We start from the raw sequence: 15,532 nt of genomic DNA, 5'->3' as shown, positions 1-15,532 counted from the left end.
TGGATGATTTTTGCTTCCGAGATAACCTTTCCTTCAAATCCTCCAACTCCTTTTAAAATAAGCCAAATCGTTTTTTTCTCTTTTTACTTACTTCTGTAGGTGTTAATAATTGAAGCATATCACCATTAATTAGATCTTTCGCATTTTGTTTAAACATTATTGTTTTTTCATAACCAAATTCTTTTTCCATTTTTCTGAAGGCTTCCTTCATATTAAATGATCGACCTCTGGTATTATGAGCATCTGAAGCCAAGACATGAACCAAATTAGCTTCAATCAATTGTGAACTTAGCTTTGCTATTTCTTTTCCAAAAACCCCTATATAACTACTTGCGGTCAATTGAGCCACTGCTCCTCGTTCAACGAATTCTAATAGCCGATCCGGGTTATCAATAATCTCTTGATTGCGTTCTGGATGAACAATAACTGGCGTTATACCATTTTGTTGAATTTGGAAAAATAAAGTTTCAGCGTATGCTGGAATCGTCATAGTTGGAAATTCAATTAATAGGTAATGATTTCCTTCATCAGTAAACAAAATTTCATCTTTTTCGATGTCATCTAACACTTCACCGTATAAACGTACCTCTTGCCCCGGAAATACAGTTAAATCAATATGACGTTTATCTAGCTCATCTTGCAAGTCATTCACATGCTTAATAATATCATACTTTATATTTTCGAATTTTCCATTTTTATGATGTGGAGTTGCTAAAATATGAGTGATTCCTTCAGCAACAGCTAATTCAGCCATTGCCAAAGAATCTTCTAACGATCGTGCTCCATCATCAATACCATGTAATATATGAGAATGGATATCAATCATTTAATCACTCCTCGTCTGTATAACCGTAGCCGTAATATGAATATGAACGATCATTTTTCTTTTCTGTTCCGTTAAAGACTACTCCTAATACATTCGCATGAACCATATCTAATAGTTCTTTAGCGTGTTTTACATCATCTGTATATGCAATACCACGGCGAACAACAAACACAACACCATCCGTCTTAGTTGCCATAATTTGTGCGTCAGTTACTGAAACAACTGGCGGCATATCAAACAAAACTAAATCATATTCTTGTTCCAACTCTTTAATAACTTCATTCATCCGATTTGAATTCAGTAACTCTGAAGGATTAGGAGGGATAGGACCACTAGTAATGATATCTAGTCCAACTTCTTCTAACGTTTGTGCAACTGCATTAACAGTTAGTTCTCTACTAGTTATTAAACTACTTAGTCCAAGATTATTTTGTAACCCAAATGTTTTATTTACAGTTGGCTTTCTCATATCTGCGTCAATCAGACAAACTTTCTTACCCTGATCTGAAAACACAGAAGCAATGTTTGCAGCTACAGTGGACTTACCTTCATATGGTCCTGAGGATGTAAATAAAATGGTTTTTAAATCTTTATCAATCATTGAAAACTGAATATTGGTACGTATTGTACGAAATTGTTCTGCAATGACAGAATTAGGTTTAGTTACAGTTATTAAAGTTGTTCCTTTTTTTTGTTGCTGATCTAATTTTTGAATTTTCTTTTTTTTATTTTTAAACATACTATCACCTCACTAAACTCTTCTTCTTGTCTTTCTTTCATTTATGCTAGCAGTTTTAATAAAATTAGTCATTCTAGTTTCATTAACCTCAGAAATACTCATTTCCAAAACTGAACCCAAGTTAGTCCATCCCAAATCTTCAATAATTTTCGTATCTTTAACACGTTTATCCATTAACTCAATTAGAAACGCTAGCCCAACTCCAATCATTAGTCCTATAATAAGCCCAATAATCAAATTCAGCATAGTATTTGGAGATACTGGTTTCATATTAGGTGTTGCTTCTGAGAGAATAGTGACCGATTCAACTTCTAAAATGTCCCCAATTTTCGTTTGAAATGATTGTGCAGTAGCATTTGCTAAATCACTGGCTATATAAGGACTAGCATCTTTTACACTAACTCCAAAAACAAGTGAGTTAGCTTCTGTTTGGACACTAATTTTATTACGTAACTCTCCTAGACTTAACTCTAAAGCTGTTGAATTTATGACATCTTCCAATATAATTGGCTCCCGAATAATGCTCTGATATGTATTAATTAAGTTCAAGTTAGTCTGAATATCAGTATTTGTAATTGCTTGGTCGGTATTTTGAGTTTGATTCACTACAATTTTTGAAGTTGATTCATATTGTGGTGTTACAAAAAAGAATGTATAAGCAGCAGCAAGAATAAGACCCGCTAAACCCAAAGTAATTATTTTACCTATGTGTCTCTTAAGTATAGCGAATAACTCGCTTAATGATATTTCTTCTTCCATCATTGCCTCCTAAGTTTTTTATAAATACTTTTGAAATTTTTGATAAATTTCATTTATTTTCCTTCGTTATTATACTATAGTAACCTACAAAAAACTATGAACCTCAATCAACATTTTAGATGTATCCCTCAATTATTTATTAAACCATTCAAATAAATGAATGGAATACACATTTTTTCAGTTAGCTCTATTACCAACTTGGCAATTGAGGATTAGTTGTATCGGTTTTAATTGTCATAGTTGATAAAAGAGTTTAGTCATTAAAATCTTAGTCACAAAAAAACTAACAAAGCAAATTTTGCTTTTCAGTCCTCTTCAGCCAATAGATTCATAACTTTTTATAGGCAGATTTTATAATAAACTTAGCCATTTGAAATAAAAAACCGCCACGTGAATTCCATGTTATATTGAAGTTACCACTAACTCTCAATAGACAAGGATGAATTCACATGACGCAAACCCATGATAACACAGTTTCACGCAAGGGAAAACACCTTTCCTACTCAGAACGATGCCAAATTGCTGGGACGTGTTCCGCAAACCATTAACAATGAGATTACTCGCGGGACCATCACCCAGTTAAAAAGCCAAACGCAAAATGGAAAAGTGTATGACACCTACTATTCTGTTTATAACGCTGATGCAGGACAGGCCTTCTATGAAAAGCAACGACTGAACTGTGGGAGACGCCCTAAATGGGCGAACACGGATGCCTTCATTGATTGGGCAGATGACAAAATGTTAAATGAAAAATGGTCGCCGGACGTCGTGGTCGGATTTGCCAGAAAACACGAGCTGTTCGATTGTGCCATCATTCCTGGAACAACCGCTATTTATCAATGGATTGACCGCGGAATCATGCGAACAAAGAACATGGACTTGCTTGAAAAACTGTTCCGTAAAATCAAAGCGGTCCGCCCAGGACACCGTCCCAACAAGCGTGTTCTCGGGACGTCAATTGAAGAACGCCCTAAAGAAGTTGAAACACGGGAAACGTTCGGTCATTGGGAAATCGACACGGTAGTGGGAAACAAGACCAAGTCGGATGCCGTGCTGCTAACGCTGGCTGAACGGCAGACACGCTTTGAAGTCATCCTAAAGTTGAACGGTAAGGACACCGAATCGGTGGACCAAGCGGTTCAACAGCTAAGAGAACGGGCTGGCGCTAACTTCGATCAATTATTTAAGACCGTTACCTCATTAACTGCAAAAGCAGGTAAATCACAAAGCTCCTTAATGATGAAAAACTGCTGTTCATCATTAAATGCCATTATATTTTTTCTCAGTGCAGTTCTCTTATTAGGAGCGGAATCTGGAAACGGATAATTATTATAAGGTATATTTACGTCGAATTTAACCGCATAAGCTGTGGAATACTCAGCTATTTTACTACCAGATAACCCAGTATTGGTTTCTCCTAAGACATCCGATGCATATGTTATAAATGCACTATCCATCAAATCACTCCCCCCAAAATTAGCAAAATAGTCTGACATATAATTTATAGATAAAACGGGCAAAGCTATCTAACTTACTCTCTTCATGCCCGTTCTCTTTGATGTGTTATGTCTATATTATTCTGTTATGTCTTTATTCTTTATTTGTCCGTTCTCTTTCACTGCTTATCTGGGATGTTTACCATCACTGCCTATCTCGAATATCCTCGTCACTACCGATCTTGATACCAGCCTATTTGCCTATCTGTTTATTCTGTATAGCTGCTCATCTCTCCATCACCCTAATCAACTTGTCTATTTGTCCGTGCTTGCACCTCTCAAATCTAAGCTTTAGTTGATGTAACCCTTATTACTTCTAACGTCCCATATAAGATTCCCAAAATTTACTTATGTGGATGAAAAGTTTCTTGGGGGTTGGGGGGATAGTTGGGAGAATCCTTCGAAGAATATCCCCTTACCTCTAGACTCCTGTATACATCTTATCATAGTAATTTGCATAATCACCTGAAATGATATTCTCAATCCACTCAGTGTTCTCAAGGTACCACTGAATTGTTTCTTTCATACCTTGCTCAAATGTATATGCAGGTTCCCAGCCAAGTTCAGTCGTTATTTTGGTATTATCGATTGCATATCTTCTATCATGACCTGGACGGTCTTTTACATATTTTATTAGCCCTTCTTTTTTGCCAAGAGTGCCAATAATCAGTTTTACTATTTCGATATTTGCTTTTTCATTGTTACCACCAATATTATAAACTTCTCCATCTTTGCCTTTATGAAGTACTGTGTCAATCGCAGAACAGTGGTCAGAAACGTGAAGCCAGTCTCTTACTTGCATTCCATCTCCATACACAGGAAGATCTTTTTCATTAAGACAGTTGTTGATCATAAGTGGAATTAGTTTCTCTGGGAACTGATATGGACCATAGTTGTTGCTACATCTTGTTATGTTCACAGGCATACCAAATGTTTCATTGTATGCTCTAACAATCATATCCGCACTGGCCTTTGATGCAGAGTATGGGCTGTTTGGCATGAGCGGCATAGTTTCAACAAACATACCGGTCTCACCAAGTTCACCATATACTTCATCAGTTGACACTTGAAGAAACTTTACTCCTGGCTTGTAATCCTTACAGTACTTATCACTTGGATTCACTTTCCAATATTTCTTTGCTATATCTAAGAGCACTTGAGTGCCGATAATATTTGTTGTTAAGAAAACTTCTGGTTCTTCGATACTTCTATCAACATGAGATTCTGCAGCAAAATTTATGACTGAAGTGATATCATTGTTCTTGAAAATTTCTTCAATCTTTTCTCCATCTCTAATATCGACTTTGATGAACTCATAGTTAGGATTGCCATCGATATCTTTTAAATTCTCTAGGTTCCCCGCATATGTAAGGGCATCTATATTGATAATCTTATATTCCGGATGGTTTTCGAGCATTAACTTTACAAAGTTACTTCCAATAAATCCGGCTCCGCCTGTTACTAAAATAGTTTTCAATTTATTTCACCTCACGTCTCCATTTATATTTCTTCTAATAATGATAAAATGTACTGGCCATAGTCTGTCATCTTTAGACTTTCACCAACTTCTCTAAGTTTATTATCATCGATAAAACCTCTTCGCCATGCGATCTCTTCAAGGCATGCAATGTAGAATCCTTGTCTGGATTGAACAGCCTCTACATATTCTGCAGCTTTCAGCATCCCCTCGGGAGTTCCTGTATCAAGCCATGCCATACCACGACCCAATAAAACTACGTTCAGATCTTTCTTTTTAAGATAAGCATTATTAATTGAAGTGATTTCTATTTCTCCACGAGCTGATGGTTTAACATTTTTTGCAATTTTGACTACTTGATTATCATAGAAATATAAGCCTGGAACTGCATAATTTGACTTTGGATGTTCTGGCTTCTCTTCTATGGAAAGCACCTTTTTATGTTCGTCAAATTCAACAACTCCAAATGAACGAGGATCTTTTACAGGATATCCGAAAATCACGGCACCGTCCTTAGCACTTTGAGCATTATTCAATACTCTAGTTAAATCCTGCCCATAAAAAACATTATCTCCTAAAATCAAGCAAACATTATCGTTTCCGATAAACTCTTCACCTAAGATAAATGCATCTGCTAATCCCTTTGGTTCCTCTTGAATGATATAAGTAAACGCCAACCCTAAAGAAGATCCATCGCCTAACAACCTCTGATAGGCAGGTATATCATCAGGTGTAGATATAATCAAAATCTCTCTTATCCCAGCTAACATTAACACAGATAAAGGGTAATATATCAATGGCTTATCATAAATAGGTAATAACTGCTTTGATACGGCTTGTGTCATCGGATATAGTCGAGTACCTCTACCGCCTGCAAGTATGATTCCTTTCATCTCAATCCCCCTATTGTTTTATGATTTCGCAGATTCTATCTACGTCTTGTAAGTCCAAATCTGCATACAAAGGCAATGTCAACACGCGTTCAGCTATGTATTGCGCAACTGGAGTATCTTGGACATTATATTGTCCTTTATAGCATTCAAAGCTGTTTGTTAATGGGTAAAAATATTTCCTTGCAATAACATCATGTTCTTTCAATTGCTCAAACACTTCATCTCTGGTTTTCTTGTAGCCATCAAAAACTACTGGAAAATAGGCATAATTACTTTGAACACCCTCTTGCTCCGGAGATAACTTAATCCCTTTCAAGCCTTTTAAATGAGACATATACCTTTCAACTACGTTTTTACGCTTCAAAATTTCATTATCTACATGTCTCAAATTACATATACCCATTGCTGCTTGGAATTCATTCATCTTGGCATTACCACCTATATATCCCACAGATTCAGGACCAGTAATACCAAAGTTTTTCAATTCATTGAGAACCTTATTCAAGGTAGCATCCTGAAATGTAACTGCTCCACCTTCGATGGTATTAAAAACTTTAGTAGCATGAAAGCTGAACATTGAAGCATCTCCATAGGATCCAATGCCTTTCCCGTTTACAGTGACTCCGAATGTATGCGCAGCATCATAAATCACTTTAAGATTATGCTTCTTAGCAATTTTATCAATTGCCTCAACATCGCATACATTTCCATAGACATGAACCGGGATAATGGCAGAGGTTCTTTCATTTATTAGACTCTCAATCTTATCTACATCAATTGTGTAATCATCAGAGTTAATGTCACAAAAAACTGGTTTAAGTCCATTGCGAACAATCGCATGCGTTGTTGATGCAAAAGTAAAAGGCGTAGTTATTACTTCTTCCGTAAGATTAAAAGCTTGTATTACATTTTCAAGAGCCAAGTGTCCATTTGTAAACAAAGTTATGTTTGGGACATTTAAATACTTTAATAAATCCCTTTCTAATTCCTTATGTTTTATTCCCATATTCGTTAGCCAATGACTGTCCCAGAGCCCCTTAATTTCATTAGTGTATTCCGTAAAAGTGGGCATTGAAGTCTTTGTCACTTGTATCCGTTTATCCACTTTAACCCTCCTTTATTTAGAATTATTTGGTATGGACTAATGAATTATGCAATAAATTAAGATAATTTCTTACCAACTATATATACATAGTTAGTAGTGCCACTTCCACCAATATTCAGCATCATGCCATTATTTTTCTTTTCTAATTGATATGAACCGGCTGTTCCTGAAATTTGTTTAAATAAATCTAAGAACATTCTAACGCCGCTCGCTCCAACGGGATGACCGCCTCCAATCAAACCACCGCTTGGATTGATTGGCTTGTTTCCATCAAAAGCAGTTATGCCATTTTCGATCGCTTCGTATTCTCTACCAGGTGGTGTTATTCCAAAACATGATATGGCAACATATTCACTCGACGTGAAGCAGTCATGTGTTTCAAAAAAGTCAATATCATTAACATCAAGGTCAGCTTTATTATATGCATCAACGATAGCTTGTCGAGTCCATGGAAGTATGTACTCATTACCATGACTATCCTGTATTTTCTTTTCAAAATTCATTGGAGCAACGCGATGACCCCAACCCTTTACAATTGGATAATCTGTAGTTTCATATTTTTCTTCTACAAATTCTTTGGAAGCTAAGGCGACAAATGCTGCTCCATCAGTTACCTGAGAGCAATCAGAGATTCCTAATTTTCCTCCAACTAAGGCATTCGTTTCAGTTCCGCGCATCTTCGCTTGTTCTTCGCTCATAAACCATTTTTTTGTTTGAGAATTAGGATTTTTTTTTGCATTTTCATAATTTTTCACCGAGATTTTAGCTAGACTATTTAAATATCTTTCTTCATCTAAGTCATACTTCTTAATTGTCTCATCTGCTAATTTACCGAATAGCTTAGGGAATGGGAAATCAATTCCTTTAGCTTCATCTTCGTAAAGGGCTGCCCTCCCTAAATAATCACCGCATGTTTTAGAGTCTACAGTTTTCATTAGCTCCCATCCGATTATTAAAACTAGATCATAGTCTTTAGCGCGGATTTTAGTAATCCCTGCATCTAAAGCAACGGATCCTGAAGCACATGCAGCTTCATATCTTGCAGAAGGAACTCCATAAAATGCAGGATGAACTTCAGTCAATAACGCTCCTAAGTGCCCTTGATTGATGTAATATTCTGCTACAAAGTTCCCAACAAAACAAGCCACTCTTCCTTGCTCATTTAAACGTGCAATATCGTCATATGTTAAGCCGATATTATCCAAGCCATCTTCTATCACTTCTTTTAATAGTGCAACTACATTTTTACCTTCTTTACTCCAATTACGCTCAAAATCAGTCTGAGCTCCGCCCAATACATACACATGATCGCTCATTTTTTCAAACTCCTTATTTAGCTTTCAAGAATGGTCTATAATCATACTTAGATTTGGGAATATCAACTAATAACCCTTCCAAGTCGTTGTCATTGAAATAATCTTCCGATAATTTTTCTTTAATCAACTCTTTAAAATTATCAGTCCCACCAAAAATATCAATTACTGCTAAAGGGGGAATCCAGTTAAACCCAGTAGCCATAACATCATCTGCAGAATGTATGCTTTCACCGATTGTTTTTGTAGTCTTCATACTGTAAATTACATATTTAATTAACAATTGAGTACAAAGAATTGATTCTTCTGAATCATCATTTATTAAATATCGAAAAGCTGATTCGTAATTCCCGCTCTTTATTTCTGTAATCATATGATGAGCAAACGGAAAATCATAATTACGTACTCTCCGATATTCTTCAGAATCTATATCGTATACATATTTAATACTAGTACCATTGCCTTCTCTAACTTTTTTGTATAATCCTGAACCAGTTTTGGCACCTAATCGGTTCTCTCTAACTAGCTTATTAGTAAAGGAAGGAAGAACGAATGATCCGTTCGCATAGTCACTTGTATTCTCGTGAATATTATCTACAATTGCTTTATGAACATCCAATCCTACAAAATCTGATGTAACCAGAGGCGCCATGGATCTTCCTGTAAACGGGCCGACAATAGCATCGATGTAATCGATTCCTCCAAGATGTTTATGTTTTTCAGCTAATTGCAACGCTTCATTCAGGAATTGGAACCCGATTCGATTACCTAAAAATGCGGGTTGATCCTCAACTTCTACCACTTTACGCCTTAACGTATCAGTTAAATATCTTTTTACATCAATTAGTAAATCCTTATCAGTAAATTTCGTTGGGATTACTTCGCAAAGTGTCATATTATATGGTGGATTAAACATATGGATTCCTAAAAATGATTTTCTGACTTCTTCTTCAAAAGATAACCCCAGCGAATTTATGGATAATCCAGAGGTTCCTGTGGCAACGATTGTGTCTGGTTTGATAAATTTAGAAATAAGAGCATAGACATCACTTTTTACTGCAAAATCTTCAAACACGCTCTCGAAAATCAAATCAGATTCTTTAACACACTGTTCCAAGCTTGAATAATCTTTTGGAATCAAGTTAGCAGCTATTGAATTTGACTTGACCGAGTTAATGGCTTTCTGTTTCGCCTTAATAACATCATCAATATTTCTCCCAACCATGTATACCTTCGCATTCCCAAAAGAAGCAAAAATACCCGAAACATTATTTCCCATCGTGCCATTTGCTCCAATAATAGTTACCGTCTTTATATTCATATATCCACCTCACAATTTATATTTTAAAATAACTTATGTTGTTAAATTCAATATATATATTGATCATAATTATATATATAATTGTAAAACAGGCGCCAAATATCAAAAAGTTCGAATGGCCTTGAATATTTATCAAATCTCATGCTTTTCCTTAGCTATGAATATAATTCTCAGATTCTCCGATTTTCACCTAACACCTTTTGCATATAAAAAAACTGTTCTGGTATGTTTGAATAAACATAATATTACTAAAATCATAGAAATGTGCTTAGCTAACGGAAACGACAATAAAAAATGAAATTCATTCCAATCCAATTATTTAGTTTAAGTATAAAATATGCAAGTGATTCGAAATATCTTAATTGCTTAAAAGTGAAAAATTATTCCCAGTATTTTAATTGCTTTACAATACTTTCGTATTCTGATTTTAAAATACCAACTTGCACGAGATTATGAAACTCACCATTTTTATAAACACTTTGTCTTTTCTTACCTTCAATAACCCAACCACATTTTGTGTACAACTTCTCAGAACCAATATTTTTTTCCAGCCAGCTTCCATTTAACCTATGTAAGTTCAACTCTTCAAAAGCGTACTTCATGACTGCCATAACTGTATCAGTTCCAACTCCTTTTCCTCTATTATTTTTGGCAGCTAATTTAATACCATGATTTGCACTCCGATTTTTCCAATCAATATTGGTGAGAGTTGCTAACCCAACTGCTCCATTCTCAGGAGTTTCTATTATGAATCTTAAGTTTGTGTTATTATTAATATTATTCTCATACCATTTTTGTTGTTGATATTTAGATACCGGAAATGCCCATCCAACAACTGAGTTCTCAATTTCCGGTTCATTTAACATTTCTCTCATCAGTTCTAAATCTTCATCTTCAATTGCTCTGAGTTTAACGAAATTACCTTTAATATCCATCTTCATTCTCCTTTAATAAGCTCAACAAATCAAATTCATAAATTATTTATTTCTCTTACTATACATTCCATATCCTCTAATCCATATCTTTGATCACATGGTAAAGGTAAAATATTCGCTGCATAATCATATTCAATACTTTTTTCATTTTTATCCTGTAAAACATTGGGCCATAATGTAGGAATATATATTTTCTTTCTAGCAAGTTTTTTTCTAATTTCAATTCCATTCTCTGCATAATACGGATAAGCAAACGGACCTTCTGGCACTGAGATATTTAAGTGATTTGAAGCACTAAGAATCTCATTGAGAAATTGAAAGTTTTTATTTCTTCTTAAGCGCACTGCTTCATAATCAATGGCCCCCAAAATATTTCGAGATATTCTAGATACTTTCTTTAACGGAAGTGTTTTGAAAGACTCATCATTCCTTCTAAAATCGTTGTAGTATGTCGATGCCTCCCCTTCAAACCGTCCTAGAATATGGTTCATGCGATGTCCAGATTTTTCTTCTTCTAGTTTCTCCTCTAATATCTTGTCCGTTGATAAGTAGGCTCCATCTGGTATTCCAAAATATTTTCTTAAGGAATAGATAGTATCTATTCCTTGTACAGGCTTTTGAAAAAATGATTGGGTGTTATCAATTATTATAGCCCCATATTGTTCTTTGAATGATCTTATTGAGCTGTTACTAATTTGACCATAATAGTTAACGATGTATAGATATTGGTCCTTTTCCAACTTTTTATCGAATAAAGGATTAAAGTTCTTGTCAATTGAATAACCTTCATAATCCACAGAAAGCATTTTTAAGACGCCAGAAACAGAATTACACAAATAGTGAGGTATATAGACTTTTTTTATACCTTTTGCTTTTATAAGATAAGCTAAAGCATTCCGACCCGTATTCAGTTCTATCATATTATTATGATAAGGTTTATTAATAAACTGATCCAGTTCAAAATAACCCCCAATTTCTCTCATCAAATCACCTGCTTTATAATCACTTCAATCCAATTTTCAGGATCTTTAGTGAAATTTATTTGCTCTTCATGTGTATTAAATTTCAAAAACACAATTCCAATTGCTTTATTAGCACCATCAAAATACTGAACACTGTCACCTTTTTGCTTATATATGACTTCTTTTAAAATTTTGTCTTCGATACCATTTTTATATTGAACCGTTTGGAATATCCCATCCTTATCTGAATGAAGCACATAAGTAGATATGAATTTATTTTGGATAATTTTATTGTTAAAACCATACTTGTTCCCCATTGCCGATTCAATTGTAGCTGCAATCATATCTTCTCCAGTTGCCATATATAAAAGGTCTGGAATCATATTGCCGCCATTTCTTGGCCCCATCTCTATAAAATATAATTTATCATTTTTATCAATCATAATTTCAATGTTAAATGCACCGAATTCAATATCTAATGAATCAATTAATCTTTGAGTTTCCCTTTTAACTAAATCTAGTCTATTTTTACTTATAAAGATTGGGTAGCTTGTACCCACTGGAACATAAGGATTTACATTGTCATTCCTATGACTATTTAATAGCCCCCAAAATTCCACCTCTCCATCTATAACGAAACAGTCACCTGCAATCATATAATCATGATCTTGTTCTATAAACTCTTCAACAATAATATTTTTACCTCGTGAATTATCTAAAGCTATTTTATATGCTTCTTCAAAATCTTCTACCTTTTCAGCCTTGCTGACACCTTTGCTTCCTGATGAATCAATAGGTTTAACCATTACTGGAAAAGTAAATTGATTTATTTCTTCCTTGGCATTTTCAAGAGATGAAAATCCTTTGGCTTTTGGGCAATTAAAGTTATTCTCTCTTAAGAAGTCTCTAAATTTATCCTTAAAAGCTAATATTTCAACTGATTTATATGGATTTGTTGGAAGTCCTAATTTTTCAGCGACATAGGCTGCCGTAGGAGCTGCTGGGTCTGAAGCATAGGCTACTACTCCATCTACTTTTTCGTTTTTTGCGACTTCCAGTATTGCATCTTTATCTGTTGTACTTACGCAATAGAATTTTTTAGCATAGTTCTGCCCTGGATTGTCTGAAAGATAATCGCATAATACAGTGTAATACCCTTGACTATTTGCGAATTCTATTGCAGGAATTTGTTGAGTTGAACCGCCTAGTAATAAGATTTTTTTCACGCTGATGCCCCCTTTCTAGAATTTAGGATAGTGAACTTTTTATTATTTCTTGATCAATAATTTTCTGGGCTAAAATATATTTAAATAATTCAATAATCGCCATTGCAATACTATAGATTAATACTGTAAGATAAGTATCAAAAGCGAATATTCTAGCACCTGTAAAAATACCTAATACCAAAATTAGCTTGAGGATATAAATAAATAGGGATTTTTTCTGCTGTTCAAATATAGAGAAAACAGTACTAATTGGATGAAAAATAAAATGAAAAAATACTTCTATAGATAAAATTCGTGCAAACATTCCTGCAGCTCTCCAATCTGCACCAAATACAAAGCCAAAAAGAGTTGGTCCAAATAAAATTAATGTTAACATTGGAATACTAGCTATTAGAATCAACTTCTTTAATAGTTTGTTTGATAATTCTTTAATCCTCATAGGGTTAGTCCTACCTATGCTTGCTGCTTCACCATAAAACACGTCTTGAACTGATTTTCCAACAATCGTCATAGGTAAAAATATAATCCCTCGTGCTAAACCATATAGACCTACTATACCTGAACCATACAATGAAGACATGAAAATTGTAGGAAGTTGGCCAGATGCTGATAATATGAAAAGGCCTGGCGCTGTATATAATGGAAATTTAATATAACGCTTAGCTAAACTTTTAATTTTTTGATAATCTACGCTTTTAATCATTATTTTAAATTCGCCTATATTTGGCTTAATCAAAGTAAATATCCCAGCACTTTGACTTAAAATATTTCCAACAATTAAACCAACAGCTCCAACGTTAAAAAACCCCAAACCAATTTTTGTGGAATTTCCTGTTATACTTTGACTATATTTTGTAACAGTTATAGACTTGAAATTTCTCTTCCTTAATGCCCATTGAGACATAACTGTATAAAAACCTGTTAGAAAAAAACCAATAGGAATAAAGTATTTAAATTGTGAAATCTCTTCAGCTTTAAATAGTCCCAGAAAAAGATCTCCAGCGATAACCACTGCAAAAAATAAAATTGAAGTCGCAAAAAGTAAAATTAATAAACAGAGAATTAATACATTAAATGCTTTTTCATCATCATCTGCTATAGGAATTGCTGAATCATAAGATAGTGCACCCAATAAATTTATCATTCCTAAAAAAGCAACATATACGGTTAAAACTCCGTATTGTGCTGGTGAATACAATCTTGTAATTATTGGAGATAATAAAACACTTAAAGCTTGAGCAAAAACAGCCCCACCGGTAATCATTAGTACATTTTTTGTAAAACTGCCATCTTTTATTGAATCTATAAATATTTTTCTTTTAACCAAAGATTTGTCACCTTCTCTTTTAATCAACAAGATCATGCTCTTGAAATACTTCAAAGTATTTTTTTGCTGTATAATCATTCCTTCTATATTTAACAAGTTCCCTACTTAACTTCCCATGCTCTACTAGAAGATCTAAATTATTAATATATTTAGATACTGCTTTTTCAAATTCATCAATATCTAGGTTGCATATAAAACAATTTTTTCCATTCTTGGAGTGTCTTTCAATATTATTTATCTGATTACTAATCACAATTCCCATTCCTGAAGCTCTCGCTTCAATTATTGTTCCATTTCCATTTGAATAAACACACGGTAAAATAAGAATATCTGACCTTTTATAAATAAGATGCATGTCATTCCAAGAGTCAATTTTATCCAAGAATTCTATATTAGTTAGATTGTTTTTTTCAATAAATTCCACACACTGCTCTTTTTGAGATCCGCTTGCATTCATCAACATTTTTATATTTGGATACTTTAAGGAGATCCTTCTTAGTACTTCAAGAGCCATTAAAGGCTGATATCTCTCAACAAGTCTATTAGCAAATAATAATGTAATAGGGTCTCCTAATTTCTTCACTCTCAAGGGGTGATTATAATACTCCTCTATATCTTGAGGATATGACAAACTTGTTACTTTATCCTCAGGGAAGCCAAACTCCTCTAAAAACTGATTCTTAGCAACCTCTCCCATGCCAATATAAAGATCGACTTTTTCAAACAATTTTTTTATTAACTTAATCTTTCTTGAAGAATTAATTTTTGTAAATAAATCTGCAGATCCTTGATCGTCATTACTTACATATCTTAATGGTTCACTCATCACCGCTACTTTAGCACCTAAAAATTTTGCGAAGTGAAGAACTAAAATATGCCATTTCATAAATCCACCTAGTACTACAATATCTGGTTTGAATCGAAGCATGTCGATGAATAAACCAAAAGAGAAATAGCCTACTTTCGGAAATTTTCCTGATGCTTTCATTATTTTACATTTGTCACCTAACGGTATTTTCCACCAATCAGGTCTCGTTTCATCTATATATTCATAAAACCAAAATTCAGTATCAAAATATTCTTGAAGCGAATAACAAAACTTAACTTGATATGGAGCCGCCATATTACTTATAAAAAGATATTTTTTCTTCAA

Annotated in this window: 13 protein-coding genes and 1 pseudogene; 1 reads left to right on the top strand and 13 read right to left on the bottom strand. The window is 34.1% G+C overall.

The window, feature by feature from the left end; translation table 11 throughout:
- Window positions 1-52 precede the first annotated feature (52 nt).
- From G7057_RS08265 to G7057_RS08255, 3 genes are read right to left on the bottom strand one after another with little or no spacing between them, the layout of a single operon-like run.
- Window positions 53-826: a tyrosine-protein phosphatase gene (locus tag G7057_RS08265; protein ID WP_166162693.1), complete on the bottom strand. Its 774-nt coding sequence runs from the start codon at window positions 824-826 to the stop codon at window positions 53-55.
- Window positions 827-830: 4 nt separating this feature from the next.
- Complete coding sequence (locus tag G7057_RS08260) at window positions 831-1,565, bottom strand: CpsD/CapB family tyrosine-protein kinase (protein WP_166162691.1); 735 nt, start codon at window positions 1,563-1,565, stop codon at window positions 831-833.
- A 12-nt stretch (window positions 1,566-1,577) separates the two neighbouring features.
- A complete protein-coding gene (locus G7057_RS08255) occupies window positions 1,578-2,324 on the bottom strand; it encodes a YveK family protein (RefSeq protein WP_166162689.1) in 747 nt (248 codons plus the stop codon).
- Between the two features lie 449 nt (window positions 2,325-2,773).
- Here G7057_RS08255 and G7057_RS08250 point away from each other — a divergent pair.
- A pseudogene (locus G7057_RS08250) lies at window positions 2,774-3,524 on the top strand (IS30 family transposase); the annotation flags it as partial.
- Between the two features lie 717 nt (window positions 3,525-4,241).
- Here G7057_RS08250 and rfbB read toward each other — a convergent pair.
- The 10 genes from rfbB to G7057_RS08200 all read right to left on the bottom strand — a co-directional run bounded on the left by rfbB (window position 4,242) and on the right by G7057_RS08200 (window position 15,532).
- Window positions 4,242-5,297 carry a dTDP-glucose 4,6-dehydratase gene (gene rfbB / locus G7057_RS08245; RefSeq protein WP_166162685.1) on the bottom strand — a complete coding sequence of 352 codons (1,056 nt, stop codon included), beginning with the start codon at window positions 5,295-5,297 and terminating at the stop codon, window positions 4,242-4,244.
- A 23-nt stretch (window positions 5,298-5,320) separates the two neighbouring features.
- A complete protein-coding gene (rfbA, locus tag G7057_RS08240; protein ID WP_166162683.1) occupies window positions 5,321-6,190 on the bottom strand; it encodes a glucose-1-phosphate thymidylyltransferase RfbA in 870 nt (289 codons plus the stop codon).
- 10 nt (window positions 6,191-6,200) lie between these two features.
- The gene (locus G7057_RS08235; protein ID WP_227004583.1) at window positions 6,201-7,295 is read right to left on the bottom strand and encodes a DegT/DnrJ/EryC1/StrS family aminotransferase; all 1,095 of its coding nucleotides are present in this window, start codon (window positions 7,293-7,295) and stop codon (window positions 6,201-6,203) included.
- 56 nt (window positions 7,296-7,351) lie between these two features.
- Entirely contained in the window at window positions 7,352-8,611 is a 1,260-nt protein-coding gene (locus G7057_RS08230) for an acetyl-CoA acetyltransferase (protein WP_166162681.1), read from the bottom strand.
- Window positions 8,612-8,624: 13 nt separating this feature from the next.
- Window positions 8,625-9,929, bottom strand: a complete 1,305-nt coding sequence (locus tag G7057_RS08225; RefSeq protein WP_166162679.1) for a 3-hydroxyacyl-CoA dehydrogenase family protein — start codon at window positions 9,927-9,929, stop codon at window positions 8,625-8,627.
- Window positions 9,930-10,309: 380 nt separating this feature from the next.
- Window positions 10,310-10,864, bottom strand: a complete 555-nt coding sequence (locus tag G7057_RS08220) for a GNAT family N-acetyltransferase (RefSeq protein ID WP_227004582.1) — start codon at window positions 10,862-10,864, stop codon at window positions 10,310-10,312.
- 35 nt (window positions 10,865-10,899) lie between these two features.
- A complete protein-coding gene (locus tag G7057_RS08215; protein WP_166162677.1) occupies window positions 10,900-11,847 on the bottom strand; it encodes a hypothetical protein in 948 nt (315 codons plus the stop codon).
- Complete coding sequence (locus G7057_RS08210; protein WP_166162676.1) at window positions 11,847-13,052, bottom strand: ATP-grasp domain-containing protein; 1,206 nt, start codon at window positions 13,050-13,052, stop codon at window positions 11,847-11,849. Before G7057_RS08210 ends, G7057_RS08215 begins: the two co-directional genes overlap by 1 nt.
- Window positions 13,053-13,074: 22 nt before the next feature.
- Window positions 13,075-14,406, bottom strand: a complete 1,332-nt coding sequence (locus G7057_RS08205) for a lipopolysaccharide biosynthesis protein (protein ID WP_166162675.1) — start codon at window positions 14,404-14,406, stop codon at window positions 13,075-13,077.
- Window positions 14,399-15,532, bottom strand: a complete 1,134-nt coding sequence (locus G7057_RS08200; protein ID WP_166162674.1) for a glycosyltransferase family 4 protein — start codon at window positions 15,530-15,532, stop codon at window positions 14,399-14,401. Before G7057_RS08200 ends, G7057_RS08205 begins: the two co-directional genes overlap by 8 nt.

Source organism: Jeotgalibaca arthritidis (assembly GCF_011100465.1).
Classification (GTDB): domain Bacteria; phylum Bacillota; class Bacilli; order Lactobacillales; family Aerococcaceae; genus Jeotgalibaca; species Jeotgalibaca arthritidis.
The sequence above is the reverse complement of the archived record's forward strand: the minus strand, read 5'-3'. Positions and strand labels throughout refer to the sequence as shown.

Excerpts from the sequence above, each read along its gene's own strand:
- G7057_RS08265 (WP_166162693.1), bottom strand. The coding sequence starts at position 826 with ATGATTGATATCCATTCTCATATATTACATGGTATTGATGATGGAGCA.
- G7057_RS08260 (WP_166162691.1), bottom strand. The coding sequence starts at position 1,565 with ATGTTTAAAAATAAAAAAAAGAAAATTCAAAAATTAGATCAGCAACAA.
- G7057_RS08225 (WP_166162679.1), bottom strand. The coding sequence starts at position 9,929 with ATGAATATAAAGACGGTAACTATTATTGGAGCAAATGGCACGATGGGA.
- rfbA (WP_166162683.1), bottom strand. The coding sequence starts at position 6,190 with ATGAAAGGAATCATACTTGCAGGCGGTAGAGGTACTCGACTATATCCG.
- G7057_RS08255 (WP_166162689.1), bottom strand. The coding sequence starts at position 2,324 with ATGGAAGAAGAAATATCATTAAGCGAGTTATTCGCTATACTTAAGAGA.
- G7057_RS08215 (WP_166162677.1), bottom strand. The coding sequence starts at position 11,847 with ATGAGAGAAATTGGGGGTTATTTTGAACTGGATCAGTTTATTAATAAA.
- G7057_RS08230 (WP_166162681.1), bottom strand. The coding sequence starts at position 8,611 with ATGAGCGATCATGTGTATGTATTGGGCGGAGCTCAGACTGATTTTGAG.
- G7057_RS08220 (WP_227004582.1), bottom strand. The coding sequence starts at position 10,864 with ATGGATATTAAAGGTAATTTCGTTAAACTCAGAGCAATTGAAGATGAA.